Source organism: Mesorhizobium carmichaelinearum (assembly GCF_900199455.1).
Classification (GTDB): domain Bacteria; phylum Pseudomonadota; class Alphaproteobacteria; order Rhizobiales; family Rhizobiaceae; genus Mesorhizobium; species Mesorhizobium carmichaelinearum.
The window spans coordinates 1-17595 of the sequence record NZ_FZQR01000034.1; the positions used below are offsets into that span (position 1 = coordinate 1).

Here is a 17595-nt window from a genome sequence, read left to right on the forward strand (position 1 = left end):
CGGCTGCCGAATAATCCGTCCGCATCTTGATCGCTGAGCCCATGGCGCGAATCCTCCTCGCGCAATCGAATCACGGATCCGCTCATTCCGAAATCCCAAGAGAGTCAGCCGTCAGATCCTTTGGTATAAGAGCCAATTACGGCCTGACACCCGACGATTATAGAGCCAAATGGGGACTTGGTCCTGACTACCCGATGGTGGCGCCGAATTATGCGTCTCGGCGGTCCCTCCTTGCGAAGTCCGCGGGTCTCGGCCGTAGGCCAGCCGTCAAAACGCCGGGGTAAAGCCTCCCCGCTTGCTCGCGAGTTCTGGACTTTTTGCTTTGCCGGACGCATCCTCTCTTCGGGGAGATGGCGATGGGGAATGCGGCTCAGCCATGGCGCAAACGGCGCACACCATGGTGGCGAACGCCGAAAGGCCGGCTTGCAATCGTTCTTGCGCTGCTTGCGATCTCGTCTGCTGCCTATGTTGCGGCTGACAACCGGCCCCGGCTCCCGGCCGTTCACTCCTATGGCGCGTCATCGAGCGAGGTCGCTGCGCGCAAGGTAGGTTGTGACATCAAGGGCAACATCAATGAGCGCGGCGAGCATATTTATCACGTGCCGGGCCAGGAATATTACTTGGCCACGCGGATCAACACTGCGCGTGGGGAACGGTGGTTCTGCTCCGAATGGGAAGCATGGTGGGCCGGCTGGCGAAAGGCTAAGGTATGAAGAAGCCTGGAACATCCTTTACCGGAGAGGAAATCGCGGCCGAGTTGGAACGCCGCCGGAACGCTGAGAGCCAGATCGAACATGATCGAGCGCGGGTAGCCCAACGTCTCCGTGAGTCCCGGAACGATATGCAGTGCATTCATTGCGGGCAGGGATTTTCGAGCGTCGAATCCTCTGCCGCTGAGGTTGGACTATGCGACCATTGCCTTCATAGGGACTGACGCTGACGTCGTAGTCGAGGTGAGTAAGGCCAACGTGCAAAAATAAACGCGTCCTCGTTTCCCGCCTGCTCCGGCCTAGGGACCTCTCGCCTCCCCGGCGGCCAGCCGCGCCAACGCCTCTCGCCGCTGCTCCTGTGGGAGCTTGGGCTTGCGACCGAACTTAACGCCCATAGCCTTGGTGTCCAAGATCGTCACGGCAATGATGCCCTCGATCTTGAGCAACTCCTCCACGCGAGGCCAGAAGGGTTCGAGCGGATCGGGACGTGTGCGCCAGTGGCTCAACCGGACACCGTAATTGTCGCCGCGCAGGCGACGGCCCCTCCCGCCTCTGTCGAGGACGCATGCCCCCAAATGGGCATCGGAGGCGAACAGCGTTTCCCTCCGGCGGCAAAGAACAGCATCCGATACTTTATCGTCTACAAAATTGATAGACATAATAAACAGCGAAAGTAGGAAGCCATTTCCAAATTGGAGCAAGACCAGGATGTTAGCTGTGGAGAGATTTTCGAGAAGAAGGTTTGGGGCCTTCGTGGCCGCTTTTGCGGTGACCTTGGTCGCTTCTTCCTCGCCTTTCGGGGCTCAGGCGGGTAGTTCGGACGCGGGTAAACTGCCGACCGAAATCCCGCAGGGCACCGTGCTTCGCATCGGCGATCCCGAGACGCAAAGGGCGCTGGAACTCTCGGGTCTGATCGATCAACTGCCGTTCAAGGTCGAATGGGCCAATATCAGCGGCGGTCCACAGACAATAGAAGCTTTTCGCGCCAATGCGTTGGACGTTGGATCGGTCGCCGACATTCCGCCCATCCACGCGACCTGGACCGGGCTCAAGGTCAAGATCATTGCCGCGAAGTTCCGCAAGGATCCGGTTGCGCACCCGATTTATCAGCTCGGCATTGCACCCGGCGTCGAGGTCAGGACGCTTGCGGACTTGCGCGGCAAACGGATTGCTTTCAGCCCGGGTCAGGCGCAGGGCGCGCTGGTGCTGAGGGTGCTGCAGGCCGCCGGCCTGAAAAAGGAGGATGTCAATCTCATCGAACTGCCCAGCAACGGCGATGCCTATCCGGTGGCACTTGCCAGCAAGCAAGTCGATGTCGCGCCGATCTGGGGCGTCCTCATCAAACACTATCTGCACCAGTATGGTGCCGACGGCGCTACCACCATCCCGCATGGCTTGCGCGATGATCCAGCCCATCTCTATGCCCCACAGGCCGTGCTTGACGACCCGGCAAAAGCTGCCGCTCTCGGCGAATACGTGCGCTACTGGGCACTCGCGACCCGATGGGTGGAGGAGCATCCGAAAGAGTGGATCGAAGGCTACTATGTCGCCACGCAGGGGCTCAACAGCGAAGATGGCCAGTATCTCGTCGACGCCGACGGCCAGTTCGACATCCCGCCCGACTGGAACGAGGTGATCGCGCGCCAGCAGGCGACGATCGATCTCCTGGCCCGGGAACTGAACAGGCCCCCGATCAAGGCTGAGGATCTTTTCGACAGGCGCTTCGAGAAGATCGCCACAAATGCGCTGAACGCGTCATGACGCCCGTTTCTAAAGACTGGAGACGACGCAGATGAACGCATTCTCACACCCCGCCGCGGTCGCGCCCACCATTGGGTATGCATCTGATGAAAGGGCGTTGATCCCGCCCGCCGTAAAGCCCCGCAAGACCGGGACGAGGCGTCGCCTGGCGCTTGGGCGTGCGATCCCGTTTGGCGCGCTGATTGGGCCCGCACTTCTTCTTGTTGTCTGGTCCATCGGCAGTGTCGCCGGCCTGATCGATCCAAGAACGCTGCCGGCGCCTTGGTCGGTTGTCGGCACCGCCGTCGATCTTATCGCAGAAGGCAAGCTTCAGGGTCATCTGATGACGTCTGCCTGGCGGGCAGCGCAGGGGCTGGTGTTCGGCGTCCTGATCGGGACCGTGCTTGCCCTCATTTCAGGGTTGTCCCGGCTTGGCGAGGCGATCATTGACGGCCCTGTTCAGATCAAGCGGGCGATCCCGACGCTCGCCCTGATCCCGTTGCTGATGCTGTGGTTCGGCATCGGCGAGGGCATGAAAGTGACGACGATCGCGCTGGCTGTCCTGATCCCGATCTATATCCAGACCCACAGCAGCTTGCGCAGCATAGACAGCCGTTATGTCGAACTGGCCCAGACCCTGCGAATGGGCTATGGCGAATTCATCCGCGAGGTCATCCTGCCAGGCGCCCTGCCCGGCTTCTTCCTGGGCCTGCGTTTCGCGGTGACCTATGCCTGGCTGTCCCTGGTGGTGGTCGAACAGGTCAATGCCACGAGCGGCATCGGCTATATGATCGATCTCGCACGCAACTACGGCCAGACCGACATCGTCATCGTGGGCCTCGTCCTCTACGCGCTGCTCGGTCTCGCCTCAGACGGCATCGTCAGCTTCTTCCAGGAAAGGTCGCTGTCATGGCGTCGCACCTTGGCGGATTGAGCGGCGCACCCGTCGTGCGGGTCGAGAGCCTTATCAGAAGCTTCGGGTCGCGAACCATTCTCGATGGGCTCAGCCTCGACATCGACAAGGGGGAGTTCGTCGCCCTTCTCGGCCGTAGCGGATCGGGCAAGAGTACGTTGCTGCGCGCGCTCGCGGATCTCGATGACAAAGTACCCGGGTCCGGCCGGCTCGAAACGCCCGATAAGAAATCGGTGGTGTTCCAGGATGCCCGACTGTTGCCATGGAAACGAGTGCTGGAGAATGTGATTCTTGGTCTCGACCTACCGGACGCCGCCAAACGCGGGCGGGCTGCTCTCGAAGAAGTTGGCCTGGGCGGCCGTGAGAACGCTTGGCCGGTCGAGCTCTCTGGTGGCGAGCAGCAGCGGGTGGCATTGGCGCGCTCGCTGGTCCGTGATCCCGAACTGCTGCTAGCGGATGAGCCGTTCGGCGCACTCGACGCGCTGACCCGCCTGCGCATGCACGATCTGCTGCGTCAGCTTTGTGCCCGTCACCAACCGGCGGTCCTATTGGTCACCCATGACGTTGACGAAGCTGTGACGCTGGCGGACCGGGTTTTGGTGATCGACAAGGGCGGGATCGTCGCCGACATCGCAATCGATATCCCAACGCCACGCGATCATGGCGATCGCCGGTTCGGCGAGATTCGCTCCGAACTTCTGCGTCATCTCGGCGTCGAAACGAAGCCTGTGCTGCCGGTCTGACCGGTCGAAAACCTGTCGCTCAGAGTCACCACCCAAGAGGACCCACATATGCCCGCCGAATCACGACAGTTGAAGCTCAATCTTTTCATCTATCCTGGCGGCCATCATGAAGCCGGCTGGCGCTACAAGGATTCCGCCCCTGAGAGAGTGCTGGACATCGCCTATTATCAGGAACTGGCGCAAAAGGCCGAGGCGAGCAAGTTCGACGCGCTGTTCTTTGCCGATGGGCCGGCGCTCGCAGACAACATCCGTTACGCAAGCCGCTTCAGGCTTGAGCCGCTAACCTGGATTTCGGCGCTTGCCGCCGTGACGCAACGCATCGGCTTTATCGCGACCGCCTCGACCACCTACAACGAACCCTATAATCTCGCCCGGCTGTTCGCTTCCGTCGATCACCTGAGCGGTGGGCGCGCCGGTTGGAACATCGTCACGACGGGTGATGCGTCCGCGGCGTTGAATTTCGGCTTTGACCGACATCCAACCCATGCCGACCGTTACGAGCGCGCCGGCGAATTCGTTGATCTGGTGACCAAGCTCTGGGACAGTTGGGAGGACGACGCGCTCGTCTCCGACCGGGACTCTGGAATTTTTGCCGACACCGACAAGATCCACTCAATCAATCACATCGGCAAATATCATCGGGTGAAGGGCCCGCTCACGCTTCCGCGCTCACCACAGGGGCGTCCGGTCTACGTCCAGGCGGGTTCATCGGAAGACGGACGATCATTCGCAAGCCGCTATGCCGAGGCGATATTTACAGCCCATCAGACACTCGGCAACGCGCAGGAATTTTACGCTGACATCAAAGCGCGCGTGAAGTCGGTTGGCCGCAACCCTGACCACGTCAAGGTCTTGCCCGGCATCAGTCCCTTCATCGGTTCAACCGAGGCGGAAGCCCGGGCACTGCATGACGAGTTCAATGAGCTGACGCAGCCGGAATACTCTCTTCACCAGCTACGCCGCATCGTAGACGCCGACCTTTCCGGCCACGATCTGGACGGGCCATTTCCGCGCGAGCTCATCCGCGTCGAGGGCGAGCGCGGCGCGAGCAGCCGCTTCCACGTCGTACTCGACATCATTGAGCGCGAGAATCCAACCATCCGCCAGTTGCTGCACCGCCTCGCCGGGGCGCGCGGGCATTGGGTCCAGGCCGGGACACCCGAACAGATCGCCGACAAAATCCAGGAATGGTTCGACAATGGTGCGGCGGACGGCTTCAATATCATGCCGCCCTATCTACAGGGCGGGTTCGACATATTCGCCGAGGAGGTGGTGCCTATCTTGCGCAGGCGCGGACTTTTCCGGCACGATTATGACGGGGAAACCCTACGGGACCATTTCGGTCTGCCGCGTCCGCAAAACACATTCAGCGGACTGCAAAGGGCGACCGCTTGATGCATCATGAAGATCGGAGACCTGCTGTTTCCTTTTTTCAGGATTCGCTGAGAAGTCTTCAGCTTAAACCCAATTATTGTGGTCCATCTGTCATATTTTCCAAGGCCACTGCACGGTAGAGTAACAGCAACGTAGGTAAGACGGCGCAGACCGTCATGTTCTTTACAAGAGGCAAATCTCCCGAGGGATCGTCAACATGATCCGGCGGTCGGAAGGATCCGCCGGCTGAAAGAGGTCGGTGCCAAATGAAGCGGTCAGGAGATGGATTGGATGATCCACGCCAGGCATCTGCACGGATTACCTCCCCAAAATGGCGAGCCGGTCACGGAATTGAGCCACCGTCGCGAGCTTTTCGAGGCAGTGGAGGCTTCGCTGTCTGCTGTCCGCAGGGCGAAGCGCGCAGCAGATGAGAACCTGCGGCGAGTGCACGGTGCGCCGGATAGCGCGTATCGAGCAGCTCGGCTCGCTCCTCATCGTCGACGATGCCATCTCGCATCTCGCAGGATTTCGTTTGTGCGCTCGTAGAGAGCCCGAATGATTGGCTGGTCGCTGATGTCGGCGTTGGTGGCAAGCCAGCTCTGCAGGAACTCAACCTCGGCTTGATTGATCAAACCGTCAGCCGCGAGGCCGCGAGCAATCCCGATCAACTCGTCGATCTGGCACGCCGCCATACGTTCGCCGCCGAGAAGATCAAAGTCTTTCCCCATGTCGCCCCCCCACAGTGTCAAGTTCTGCTCTTGGAACTTGGAACTTACGTGCACCATTCACTGCCTGTGCGGCGCCTACGGAGACGCTGCAACGGGAACAAGCAGCTTGTCGCCATTGTGGTCAACTTCTACCAGTACCGGCTTTTGGTCCATGCGCTCCGTGATCCCGCGATGAAAGATGATGGCATTCATATAGGCGAAGGTCATCACGAGCGCGGCGGTGCGCAACGGGTAGTCGACCAGAGAATGCACAAGCAAGAACGCTACAGAAAGAAACGCTGCTTTCTGAAAGGAGTCCCGGCGAATTCTGGCAAACGCAAACAGAAGAAGGAATAGGTACAAAGCCATCAAGAGGGCAGCGATCACGCCGCCCTCGAAGGCAATTTCAAGATACTCGTTATGGGCATGGTTCACATACGATCTGAATATCATCCCTTCCTTTTCGTATATCTGGTAGGCCTTCTGAAAATTCCCAAAACCGACTCCGGCAACCCAATTCTCTTCTATTCCATCGATGGTCGTGCGGGCAAACTCCGCGCGTCCGAAGGCAGAATCTAGCTCCTTTGCATCGATCGTCGTCCATGCTCCTATCGTGTAGACGGAAAGCCCAACGAAGAGTGCAAATACGCTAAAGCCCCTTATACTCGAGCGAGCCGAGAGAAAGATGACGGACACCAGGGTGATGGCCAACCCGATAAGAACGCCGGCACGAGACCCTGCCGCCAAAAGGAGCAGCAGAAGTGCGATCAGACCAATCGCCCCGGAGAGGAGATGTCCACGGAACAGGCCGTAGTAGATAACGAAGGGAATGGAGACGAAAAGCAAAGCCGAAAAATGGTTTCGGTTGGCGAAAAGTCCTGCATTGATCGTGAATGGCAACAACCCCTCGATCGCGATGTTATCTGAGAGCGAATATTGAATCGCTCCTGCCAATCCATTGCAGATTGCACCCATGAAAAAGAAGGGGAGCAGACCGTAGACTTGGTCGGAGCGCAAACGCATGACACCCAGGAAAAAAGCTGCCGATGCTACCACGTACAGCAGACACTCGATCGTTCGCCCCACCCCGACGCTGATGAACCGAGTTTCATCAGTCAGCCAGGGACCACCGAGCAGCAGTCCCGGCCGCAGACCAACAAAAAGGCTTGCCGGCAGCGGAACGATTTGAAGTATAAGCAACGCCGCCGTCAGGAAAAGCAGCCAGAGAACTGACCCGGGCGTTGTTTGGGTTGACGTTCGAGACAAGGCAACCGCCGCAGAGATAAATGCCATGATCTCGATCAGCGTATCGGTATACAGGCCGCTGGCCGTACCGCCACCTATCAGCAAGGACGTGAACAGGACCGAGCCGAGGAGATATTTGTCCCATTCCGACGGTCGCGCGCTCAAGGTGAGATTCTCTCAATGTTCAATTTGTGCATGACCAACGTACCGATATAGCGAAACCGCCAACTGTCAGCTATTGCCGCGGTTTCCAACCGCAACAACTGCATGGGGCATACGTCCGGTCCAACAGAAAATTCCTGGCTCAGACTCTGACGATTGAACGTGCCTTCAGGAATGTTAAACCGCGCTATTTCGCCCACCGAACCCACACATCTAATGGTCCAGAACAGTTCTTTGGGGAGCTTCAGGTTTCGTCCGGATGCGACCAAGGAAATTCTGTAGGAGCCGGGCGGCAGCTCGATATATTGTTGGAGAGCAGTGTTCTTCACCGGCGTGTCCAAAAACCGAACCGTCGCCCCTCCCTCCCCTTCAACAGCATCCTGGGATGTCACGAACGTCACTTCGAGGCCTGACTGGTCGCGAACCTGCCAATCGAAAGGCTTCCCCCCGTACCCGGGTTCAAAGGTACTGTTAAAAACATATCCACCCAGCTTTCGCTGGTCATCGGTCAGACTGAAGAGAAACAGCCGATAGGCCTCTTCATATTCCTTCTGCGCGATATACCCGGTGATTACGGAGGACAGTTCGCTCGATTTCGGTGGCGCACCGGATCCGACCAAGTCAAGGAGCAGCTGATTTGCAAAATCGAGCCCCGGGCGTGTTTTTCCAAGAGCGGAAAACAAGCTGGCCCGCCACGGTGCTCCCGCTGCAATTGATGCCAGCACGGCGTGATATCCGTCAGGGTTAGAAAGCATTGCCGGAAGGCCCTCGGCGACGGCCGGAAACTGATCCGGCCAGCGCCGCAGAAGTGTATCGAGCTCGTTTACAGCCTTCGACAGATCACCGATCTCGATCGAATGACCTATGGATCTCTGGAGCGCATGGATCTCCGTTTTCGACAGCCTTCGTGCCTGATCGAAGAGCGCGTACGCGTCATCCTTCTTGCCCTGCCGGTATTCTATCTCGCCGATTAAGCTATAGAGGCGTGCATCTCCGACATTAAAGCGAAGTGCGCCTTTTGCCCTGGCGGCAAGCGCGTCAAGATCAGGGGGATTGGCGGTATCGTTCAGGTCATCGGAAATTTCGCCTATCAACGCGTCGACATTCACCGGATCCAGCACCATTGAAACGGCTGGCATATCTGTCTCAAGGAGTCGACTTAGCCCTATCGACGAAGCCACTAATACTAGAACGGATGCGACGAACCAAATGCCTGAACGTCGAAGATCTTGGGCGAGTGGGCTGGTCTGCGCCGTCATCAACTTTACCCTCAAGTTTCGGGGCACTCGTGCCATAGTTATAATATTGATAGTTCATGTACTTATAGGCATAATTGTAGTCAAACTTGTTCACCGCAAACTTCGACATTGCTGCTCCAACCACGTTGGCGCCGGCAGCACGCAGACGCTTCAGGGCTGTCTTCGCCGACTTGCGGGTGACCTGCTTCGTCGAAACGACCATCAACGTACCCTCGGCTAGCCGGCTGAGAATAGGAGCATCCGACAGGCCGACGATCGGTGGAGCGTCGATTATCACCAGGTCGTACCGTTTACTGAGATTGGTCACGATCAACGCCATTTTCGGCGAAGACAGAAGATCCGCAGGATTGGGTGGAATGGTACCAGATGTCAGAACCGTCACATTGGGATATTTAGTTGACCGGAAGAGGCCAGCTAGGTCTTCCTTGCGGACAGTGTTAGTCAGCAGGTTGCTCAACCCGATCGTATTGTCGAGACCAAACAGTCGGTGAAGGTTCGGCTTTCGAAGATCGCCGTCGACAAGCAGCACTCTTGCTCCAAGTGCCGCAAAATCTTGACCAAGCTTGAACGCCGTCGTCGACTTGCCCTCCGCCGGCTCAGAACTCGTGACCAGAAGCGAACGCGGCGCACCTTCAGCGCCGGAGAACTGTAAAGATGTTCGAAGCGACCGATAGGCTTCGGACAGACCTGACTTATGGTCCGCAATGCTGGCTATGAGCTCGCGATCATCGACGTGGGGCAAGATACCGAGCATCGCCAGTCCGAGTTCCTTTTCGATCTGCTCGGGATTGGTAAACGTGTTGTTCAGCAGCTCGATCACATAAATAATCGAGCTGCTGATCGCCATGAAGAGAGCCAATGCAATTGCGAGATTGATGCTCAGGCGCGGAGAATAAGGCGCCGTTGGCTGCGTCGCAAAATCCACGATCGCGGCGCTCTGTGTCTTGAGCTCGGAACTGACCCCGACCTCATTCAACTTGGCAATAAGACTGTCATACTGAGACCGGTTCGAGTCGACTTCACGCTTCAGGATCGTATATTTGATATTCTTGTCATTGAAATCGACCTGCTGCCTTTCCATATCGACAAGTTTGGTTCTAAGGTCCGCTTCCTTGTTTTGAGCTTCCTGGTACTTGAGCCGCAGCGAATCAGAAATCGCCAGCACGCCGTTGTTATAAACGCGCTGCAGTTCTCTGATCTGGGCCTGCAATTGCTGCATTTCCGGAAAACCGGGCTTCAATATGCCGAGCTTCTGCTGATACTGGCTGTTGAGATCAGCCAACTTATCACTAAGTACCTGCAGGCCCTTGCTTTCGAGCACCGGGCCAAGGCTCGCACCGCGTCCCTTGTCGATCTGATCCACAACCGATCCGGCGTCGGACCGCTCCTGGGTTGCCGTCTGGAGCGCCGCATTGAGGGCCTCGATGTTCGTTCCGATAAGCGACTTGTCGCTACCGGTGATCGTAATACCCGCATCCCTCGCGTAAGCGACGAGATCCTCCTCGGATTTCTGGAGCTTCTGCTTGACCTGTAAGACCTGCTCTTGGATGAATTGCCGCGCTAAATCAGACGTCGCGCTGGTTTGATCCAACCGCTGATCGATATAACTCTGTGCGACTTGGTTGGCCACGTCACTAGCATATTTCGGCTTCTGGTCCAAAAAGGTGATCGACAACAGACTTGTGTTGGTTACCAGATTAACCGTGAGATCGCTCAAAACGCGCTTGATCGCAATGGCTTCACGTTGTTCCGGAGTTTTCTCTTCGATTGAGGGAGCTTTTGAGATTCTGAATGCACGATAGAAAATGTTGCTTATCGAAAAATCCGGTGTCGGAAACAGAAAGTCCGGCTTTTCGCTAAGGCCCAGTTGGAAGACAACGCGTTGCGCCAATGCTCGGCTCTTCAACTTTTCACGGGCGGTCTGAAAGGCTCGGATATCGCTGCTTTCGGAAACCACCTCGATGTCCTGGAAGACCTTCGCCGAAGGGACTAAGACCTCCAGCTGCGTCGTTGCCTGATATTTGGGTGTCTGCATCATCGTCACGACGACGCCGGCAACAAGCCCGGCAGCCATCATCATGGCGATCAGCCATCGATAGTGGACAGCGTAGAAGAGCAGCTTGAGCGGATTAAAGCCCTGATCCTGTTCAGCATCGCGGCCGTAGGGGCTATAGTTTTGGCCGCCGTCATAGTAAAGATCCGAAGACAAGGCTTGGCCATGTCCCGGACCTGCTATTTGGTGTTGCCTGCTACGATCGAGCATAGTGCGGGCGGTCCTGGTTCATAAGGAGTTGACATGCCACCCGCGTCACGGCGCGAGTACGCCAATTCTCACTGCAGTTGACGCAACTCCGAGGGCGTCCTTCAGGTTGTTCAAGGCGATTTTCGATTTTGAAGGAAACACGACCACCTTGTCGCCACCGTAGATGCGTGGATTGGGGCTTTTACCAGCGCGAATGTTCTCGACATTATAGTTCGTCACGAGCGTATTGTAACCAATATTGCGATAAACAAAGACTTTTCCTGCGTCGCCAATAGTATTGAACCCACCGGCAAGAGCAATCGCGTCGATCAATGAAGCGTTGCTCGATACGGGGTAGATGCCGGCCTTGGTGACTTCGCCATCAACGGTTATGCGCTGTCCAATCGATTCCTTGACGAAAATTGTCACGTCCGGGGATTGCAGATATTGCGCGCCGTAAGCCGCTTCGATTTCCTTCTCCAACTGACGGACGGTTTTTCCTGCCGCCATCACTGTTCCGATCAGTGGAAGCGAAATTTGCCCGCTGGCGTCGACCTGAACCGTCCTGTTCAGATTGTCGACTTGGAACACATCGACCTCGAGCACGTCATTCGGCGACAACGGCTGCTCGCTGCCGTTCTGGCTATTTTGAGGAGCAGGAAGATCCTTCACAACTCGCAGAGCGCCACCGCCCGATAAGGGAACCGACGACGATGATGTGAGTTGCAGCGCGTCGATCGACGTCGGTGCCGTCGGCGAGGTGCTGGTGCAAGCCGACATGGTGAGGGAACCGAGCATCACGGCTATAGCGGTCATGGCGCAGTTCATCAAATCGCGCATCACGAGGATACGCCCTTTAGCAAACGACTTATCCCCCCGAAGCGGCCGACCTTGTCGGGGCTTGGCGTCTTTGCAAACGTAGTTTTTCCAACAGGCTCAAGCGGCCGGTTCGCCAGTATGTCGCTCGGCCGCCTCACTACCATATTGTAAGCCTCATCTTCCCCACACCGCTTCGCGGCGACATCAAACGCTTGCGAAAGGCCAGGCCGACGGCGCTTAGCACCATGAGTATCAGATGCGATAATATCGACCCGGCCTTCGCCTATCAGCTTTTCCGAGTAGTAGTGGGCGGTACGCCCGAAAGCGCCAACAACCGAGTCTGCAGTAAGCTGAATAAGGCACCCGAGCCTATTCAGCCGTTCGACCACGTCATAATTCGACTTGATCCAGGTTAAACGCTCCGGGTGAGTGAGGATGGGGACGAACCCGGCCTCTATGAGGCGCATAGCAAGTTCTTCCAACCGCGGCGGTAACACGTGGTGAGGCGGCTCGAATAGAAAATAGCGCGACCTGTTTAAAGTCGGCACCTTGCCGAGGGTCAGCTGATTAGGAAGATCTGGAGTTATATGGACGTCGGCACCCACATAGAGAGCGAGCGGTATGTCAGCGCGCCGCAACGCTTGCTCCAACGAATGGACCGCTCGAACTATATTCTCTGTCCCGTTTTCGTACATGCCGGGTACGACATGGGGCGTGCACGCCATATGGGTCGTCCCGTCGGCCACCGCCAACCTCGCCATTTCCAGCGATTCGGCAATATTGGGCGAGCCGTCGTCGAGACCAGGCAAGATATGAGAATGCAGGTCGATCATAAGCGTTTCTGGCCACGTGGGGGCAATACTGCGATTTCGCTGCGAAAAAATATAAACGTATCCGCAATTGACAAGGCTGATGACCGCAGAGTGGCGGCCGCGAAATTCCAGCTACCTGCTGACAGACTTTTCGTCACCTTGAAGGCTTAGGAAGGGTGCTGCTGCACAACCCACAGCTACATCGCCCAGCAGAACGGGCACGAGCCGAGGGCTGGTACTAGCAGGAGTGACTGTCGCCCCTGGAGCATTGGGCGACACGCACATACCGGCCTGCATTTGATTGACGTTCACTGACGCAAGACAATGAACTCATTGCCTCACAATCGCCCTATCGGCTCACGCCATTATTATCATCCTGCGTTGCCGCAAGAACTCCGGCAGTGAGAAGCGCGCCTGCAAAAAATTGCGCAGGCAAGCCAAATGCAAACTTGCGGGACGGGTCAATGGCACCCGTCTGCTCGGGACTTACCGCGGTAGCAGTGTGTTCGGGATTCACGACCTTGAGACAGACATTGTTTTCGATACGCGAAATGTCGAGACTTGCATTCGCCGGCACGCTCAGCCTGCAATCACCAACCTGAACGGACGCCGAGCCCTTGGCGCCAACCACCAAGCGACTGCCGAAGTCCAAAGCGCTTCCGGCTTTGGCAGGCACATAACCGGCCGTCTGCGAAACCATCACGTTGCCAGTTACATTTCGGATCGATCCGATCGGATTTGCTGGACCCTGATAAGCCGTCGCACAACTGCACGCTGCATCCTGAGCGAAAACTGGGACTGAGCCAAAACCGACCAATGTGACCAAACCGGCCAACGCACACTTTAAGATAACGTTCATCTGCTTCGATCCTTTGTTTGCGTCGTCAAGACGCTCCCAAGTCAATGTTTGCGATTAGCGCGTAACAGTTTTTGGTTCTGATTCCAACCTATTTCGCACGTGCGAGATAATCTTTTGATTTCAGCCGTGCCTGTTTGAGCACACTCTATTAGCCATAATGAATTAGACATTTCTTTGTACACATCAAGTAGATAACGCTTTTTCTCGGCTTGGTATAACGGCTTTTCACTGCGATCATTATAATGTTAAAATTTCGAAGCATCAAAAACGTCGCATTTCGATAACGATTCACGCTACAGACAGTTATGTTTCAGTTATTCACCTAGATGCGGCCTTTTATGGACTTAGATTGCTTATCGTAAACGTGACAATTAAGCAGTATATCATTTTATTAGAAATTCGCAGGACTTTCCTGTAATCGCGATGCGCAGCGCGGCCAATTTTAGTGGTTACTATTCTTGATATATTCTCGGCGTCATTTTTGGCACTCACCGGGCTGCATCGCCGGTATTCTTCACCATACGCGCGTTGGCGAGACGGAGCCTCTATTCAACCAGAAGCCAAGGGGGAACATCTCACAGAATGTCGTCGTGGAGAGCTTGTAGACGCTCCCGCGAGCGACGTCCGACTAAGATCTGCCTAATTCCAAGGAACATACTATGGGTATTGGGCATCGGGCTGCCGAGCGGCACTTGGACGGCGAAGCGCCATCATTATGTACTGCGCTCGCCTCACAAACCTGCGACAAGGGAACGAAATATGGACCGTCGGCAATTTCTCAGCGCTACGCCGGCTCTTGGTCTAGCGACGTCGATCCCGACTGGCCCACCGGAAGCCACAAACGCGAAGACATCACCCCCATCCAGCTTTGCGACTGTCGCAGCCTGTCTGGCTGATACCATGCTTCGGTATTCAGACGGCGTTGGCAAGGCGCAGATCCGCGCCGGTGAAATCGTTCGGGCTCAAGGCTTCCGCTACCAGGTAGCGCCGTCTACTGCCAGGGACCAGCACATAACAACAGCAGGCGGAGTGAATCTATATGTTCTTCCAGGAGAGGGAGGTTTCAATGTCCTAGCGTTCGGGGCCACGGGCGACTACAACAATTTCACAGGTATCGGCACGGACGATACATTGCCAATACGGGCAGCCTTCAAGGCCGCCATGACGCTCGGCCTTCACGTCCACCTCCCAGGTCGCCAATACCGGATCACCGACACCATATCCATGCCGGACGCTGATTATAAGCTCGCGTTCAAGGTCACTGGCGAAAGCGGCAACTCGACCCGCATCTGGTTTGACAATGCGGTGGCCCACAAGAACATGTTTTACGGTGACCTCGACGTCAACTACATCAATTTTGAAGACATTGAGCTCCTGGACAAGACTCCCGGTACATCAAGGGCAATTCAGTTGGTTGGCACCGTGTCGGGCGGCCCGGCGTGGAAGCACCTCTTCAAGGGTATTCGTATTGTTGGGTTCCGTGAGGGAGTGCGGTTCGACGGCGGGGCAACTATCGTTGCAGATGCATATCAGTCAGAGGTGATGTTCCTGCACAGCAAGTTCAAGAATTGCAGGAAGAGCCTCATCTACAATAACATCCAGGCCGTCAATCACCAGTTGATTGGCCTCGACATCGAGAACGATGAGGCGGACGACGCAACCGAAAAATGGCCGATGATCGTGTTCGAACGCGGTACCTTCATCAACCACGTAGGCGGCTCGGTGATCGGCTATGGTCCTTATGTGTCCTTTACTTACCCCGATTTCGGTGGTGCGTTCCAGGTAACCGGACAGTTTGCAAGCAGAGGTGTTCGGATGGAGGCCCGTGGGGACGGCCCCTTTATCGACCACAATACCGCGAGCGTGATCACGACAAGCAACGCCTTCCGGCTGCACTTCGAAGACATGGGCATCATGGGGAGCCACTCCACAGCTCCCGTTCTGGCTAGGTTTGGCGGCCGTGTGTATGCTCGATTTGACAATGTGCACACCAACGTTTCCATGGAGGTGCAGGCCTACATGACCGTTAACCTCGGCGCGAACTCCGAGAACGGTAAAATTGAACTCAATCGGTGCCGGCTCTTGAATTACAAGCGCGTGGCAGACCAGACGGCCTATGGAAGCGGCGCTGTCCTCGCCTCCGATCGACGGGCTATTCCGGCTGAGATCAGCATGCAACAGGAGGGCCATGCAGGGGCCGTGGTGGATGGCTATTACCAACTCATTGCCGACCGGAAGACAATCTACTCCGGTAACTGGCAAGTCGCCGAGCTCAAAACCTTGACGTGGGCACCAAACGACGTCAGCGGCTTTGGTAGTGGAAGCAACCCTGCCACGTTACAGGTTGTCCTCCCGAAGTACGCACGGCCCTGTAAGTTCCGGCTGTTGCGTGATGACGTTAACGCCGGCTTGACCTACGTATTGGAACTCTACTTTGTTGTGGCCGGCAAAGACATTTTGGTGGCCACGCTCGAACCAACGGATGGAGGACACTTCGAAACGAACATCAGAGGCGCCTCAAAGGCTCTGGTGAACTGGATCGCCGACGGCCTTGACTGGGACGGCAAAATGAAGATTGTCAAATCAGGAGCGCGCGACGGTTTTGTCGGCCTGATCATGGTCGACTATATGTAGTTTCTATCCGATGCGAGGCCGGGGCTGCCGGCCGCCTGGCTCCCAAACTTTTCCTAAACGTGAGAGGGCCAAGATTGGGAAAATTACGAACCACGCACGGGCCCCAAACGCAGCCATGCCGCCCCAAAAATAGGTTAGAAGGGTCGCATCAAATGCGATTAGAGCCGCTACGCTGTCATTTCCTGAAAGCCAAGCGATTGCTCTCCTCGTCAGGATAATTGCTGTAAGTATAACCATCAATCCTATGGGGTAGGCATCGCCCAGGGTGAACAGCTGATCACCTACAAACCCTAATGACACATTGTAATCGTCCCCTACACCAATACGACCCCAAAGGAGGTCAACAGAATAATATCCAGCCCCTACTGGTTTGCTAAGCCATTCGTCGCGCGGAAACCAATTTAAAAAAAACAATTCCAGTTGCTTAAGATAAGGTACCATCCCAACGTCGCCATAACGCAAACCCGATCGAAGATACTCTGTGAACCTCATATGGTCAGTGACACCGATGGCGGCGGCACTGGTTATGCTGTTAACCTCTTCACCTCTCACTACCATTGCCCACCCCAGCAGAGCAGGCATAGCCAGCACGAGATATGAAAACTTGATGCCGATCCGGTGGTACGAACACAACATCGCAAACGGCATAATAAGATATGCGGCAACGGCAAGCCTCCCGTAGCCTCCCCAATACAAAAGGAGGTTCCCAAAAATGGCGATCTCAAACAGTAGAAATACGAAAACGGATCCACGCCTTTCCTGACCGCGCTGAATCAGCGACTCCTGGAAATACAACGCAATACCAATGGGTATCATCAGGCTCATTTCTGGCCGAGGTGCTACAACTCCCACCAATACGATGGACAACAGGCCAACAGCGAGTCCGCACCACTGAAGCCATGTATTTCTCTCGTATAAGATCGGGATAACGTCAGGCGTATTATCGAACCGGCGCAGAACGTCAGTAAAAATAACGAAAATCGAAATAATTAGCGACGCATCTATTCCATCAAAAATAAGAAGGTTCGGAGCGAACGGCACGTACAACAGCAGGAACGAAACTCCAATCGCCAAATCAAGAGATGATCGAAAGTACCTGAGACAAAGCCTGGCGGTTTGGAACGCAATTAGAGCGAATAAATACTTAGATGTATATATCTCGATGATTGACTGCCCCACAAAGCAAAGTGCAATCGTAACGTAGGTTAGTATAGTGAATGCCGAACTGAGCGCCGATCCCTCATCTTTGTTGCCTACACCGGTAGGATTATACATTGCTGCTGACACGCCTGCCGTCCCTCAATCGCTTTTAGCCGGTTCGAACATAGGCCTTCGTTATCGTCCAGCAGGGATCCAAGCAAACAGCGGGCGGAAAA

14 protein-coding genes and 1 pseudogene are annotated in these 17595 nt (G+C 56.0%); 7 read left to right on the forward strand and 8 right to left on the reverse strand.

Features of this window, described 5'->3' with window-relative positions:
- Positions 1-125: 125 nt before the first annotated feature.
- From CKW40_RS36540 to CKW40_RS36570, 6 genes and pseudogenes are all read left to right on the forward strand, one after another.
- A pseudogene (locus CKW40_RS36540) lies at positions 126-284 on the forward strand (MucR family transcriptional regulator); the annotation flags it as partial.
- A 72-nt stretch (positions 285-356) separates the two neighbouring features.
- Positions 357-713 (forward strand): sunset domain-containing protein, encoded by a 357-nt coding sequence (locus CKW40_RS43320; RefSeq protein ID WP_143748445.1) that lies wholly within the window; start codon positions 357-359, stop codon positions 711-713.
- Between the two features lie 705 nt (positions 714-1418).
- Positions 1419-2471: an ABC transporter substrate-binding protein gene (locus CKW40_RS36555; protein ID WP_095204547.1), complete on the forward strand. Its 1053-nt coding sequence runs from the start codon at positions 1419-1421 to the stop codon at positions 2469-2471.
- Between the two features lie 31 nt (positions 2472-2502).
- Positions 2503-3384 (forward strand): ABC transporter permease, encoded by an 882-nt coding sequence (locus CKW40_RS36560; protein ID WP_095204548.1) that lies wholly within the window; start codon positions 2503-2505, stop codon positions 3382-3384.
- A complete protein-coding gene (locus CKW40_RS36565; protein WP_095204549.1) occupies positions 3360-4106 on the forward strand; it encodes an ABC transporter ATP-binding protein in 747 nt (248 codons plus the stop codon). The genes CKW40_RS36560 and CKW40_RS36565 overlap by 25 nt, the downstream gene beginning before the upstream one ends.
- Before the next feature lie 48 nt (positions 4107-4154).
- Entirely contained in the window at positions 4155-5501 is a 1347-nt protein-coding gene (locus CKW40_RS36570; RefSeq protein WP_095204550.1) for an LLM class flavin-dependent oxidoreductase, read from the forward strand.
- A gap of 470 nt (positions 5502-5971) precedes the next feature.
- On the opposite strand, the gene CKW40_RS36575 is transcribed toward CKW40_RS36570, so the two are convergent.
- The 7 genes from CKW40_RS36575 to CKW40_RS36605 all read right to left on the reverse strand — a co-directional run bounded on the left by CKW40_RS36575 (position 5972) and on the right by CKW40_RS36605 (position 13585).
- A complete protein-coding gene (locus CKW40_RS36575; RefSeq protein ID WP_143748446.1) occupies positions 5972-6208 on the reverse strand; it encodes a hypothetical protein in 237 nt (78 codons plus the stop codon).
- Between the two features lie 75 nt (positions 6209-6283).
- On the reverse strand, positions 6284-7597 hold the full coding sequence (locus CKW40_RS36580; protein ID WP_095204552.1) for an O-antigen ligase family protein: 1314 nt from the start codon (positions 7595-7597) through the stop codon (positions 6284-6286).
- Positions 7594-8733: a tetratricopeptide repeat protein gene (locus CKW40_RS36585; RefSeq protein ID WP_244571428.1), complete on the reverse strand. Its 1140-nt coding sequence runs from the start codon at positions 8731-8733 to the stop codon at positions 7594-7596. Before CKW40_RS36585 ends, CKW40_RS36580 begins: the two co-directional genes overlap by 4 nt.
- 7 nt (positions 8734-8740) lie before the next feature.
- Positions 8741-11062, reverse strand: a complete 2322-nt coding sequence (locus CKW40_RS36590; protein WP_244571429.1) for a GumC family protein — start codon at positions 11060-11062, stop codon at positions 8741-8743.
- A gap of 99 nt (positions 11063-11161) precedes the next feature.
- A complete protein-coding gene (locus tag CKW40_RS36595) occupies positions 11162-11935 on the reverse strand; it encodes a polysaccharide biosynthesis/export family protein (protein ID WP_095204555.1) in 774 nt (257 codons plus the stop codon).
- Positions 11935-12747 (reverse strand): tyrosine-protein phosphatase, encoded by an 813-nt coding sequence (locus CKW40_RS36600; protein WP_095204556.1) that lies wholly within the window; start codon positions 12745-12747, stop codon positions 11935-11937. The genes CKW40_RS36595 and CKW40_RS36600 overlap by 1 nt, the downstream gene beginning before the upstream one ends.
- Positions 12748-13075: 328 nt before the next feature.
- Entirely contained in the window at positions 13076-13585 is a 510-nt protein-coding gene (locus CKW40_RS36605) for a hypothetical protein (protein WP_095204579.1), read from the reverse strand.
- 900 nt (positions 13586-14485) lie between these two features.
- On the opposite strand from CKW40_RS36605, the gene CKW40_RS36610 reads away from it, so the two are divergent.
- Entirely contained in the window at positions 14486-16219 is a 1734-nt protein-coding gene (locus CKW40_RS36610) for a hypothetical protein (protein WP_095204557.1), read from the forward strand.
- Positions 16220-16222: 3 nt separating this feature from the next.
- Here the strand turns inward: CKW40_RS36610 and CKW40_RS36615 are convergent, their stop codons facing one another.
- Complete coding sequence (locus tag CKW40_RS36615) at positions 16223-17506, reverse strand: hypothetical protein (protein ID WP_143748447.1); 1284 nt, start codon at positions 17504-17506, stop codon at positions 16223-16225.
- Positions 17507-17595: the final 89 nt, after the last annotated feature.

What these genes read in the sequence shown, in the direction of transcription:
- CKW40_RS43320 (WP_143748445.1), top strand. Translation starts at nt 357, where the DNA reads ATGGGGAATGCGGCTCAGCCATGGCGCAAACGGCGCACACCATGGTGG.
- CKW40_RS36555 (WP_095204547.1), top strand. Translation starts at nt 1,419, where the DNA reads ATGTTAGCTGTGGAGAGATTTTCGAGAAGAAGGTTTGGGGCCTTCGTG.
- CKW40_RS36560 (WP_095204548.1), top strand. Translation starts at nt 2,503, where the DNA reads ATGAACGCATTCTCACACCCCGCCGCGGTCGCGCCCACCATTGGGTAT.
- CKW40_RS36565 (WP_095204549.1), top strand. Translation starts at nt 3,360, where the DNA reads ATGGCGTCGCACCTTGGCGGATTGAGCGGCGCACCCGTCGTGCGGGTC.
- CKW40_RS36570 (WP_095204550.1), top strand. Translation starts at nt 4,155, where the DNA reads ATGCCCGCCGAATCACGACAGTTGAAGCTCAATCTTTTCATCTATCCT.
- CKW40_RS36575 (WP_143748446.1), bottom strand. Translation starts at nt 6,208, where the DNA reads ATGGGGAAAGACTTTGATCTTCTCGGCGGCGAACGTATGGCGGCGTGC.
- CKW40_RS36585 (WP_244571428.1), bottom strand. Translation starts at nt 8,733, where the DNA reads ATGCCAGCCGTTTCAATGGTGCTGGATCCGGTGAATGTCGACGCGTTG.
- CKW40_RS36595 (WP_095204555.1), bottom strand. Translation starts at nt 11,935, where the DNA reads ATGCGCGATTTGATGAACTGCGCCATGACCGCTATAGCCGTGATGCTC.
- CKW40_RS36600 (WP_095204556.1), bottom strand. Translation starts at nt 12,747, where the DNA reads ATGATCGACCTGCATTCTCATATCTTGCCTGGTCTCGACGACGGCTCG.
- CKW40_RS36605 (WP_095204579.1), bottom strand. Translation starts at nt 13,585, where the DNA reads ATGAACGTTATCTTAAAGTGTGCGTTGGCCGGTTTGGTCACATTGGTC.
- CKW40_RS36610 (WP_095204557.1), top strand. Translation starts at nt 14,486, where the DNA reads ATGCTTCGGTATTCAGACGGCGTTGGCAAGGCGCAGATCCGCGCCGGT.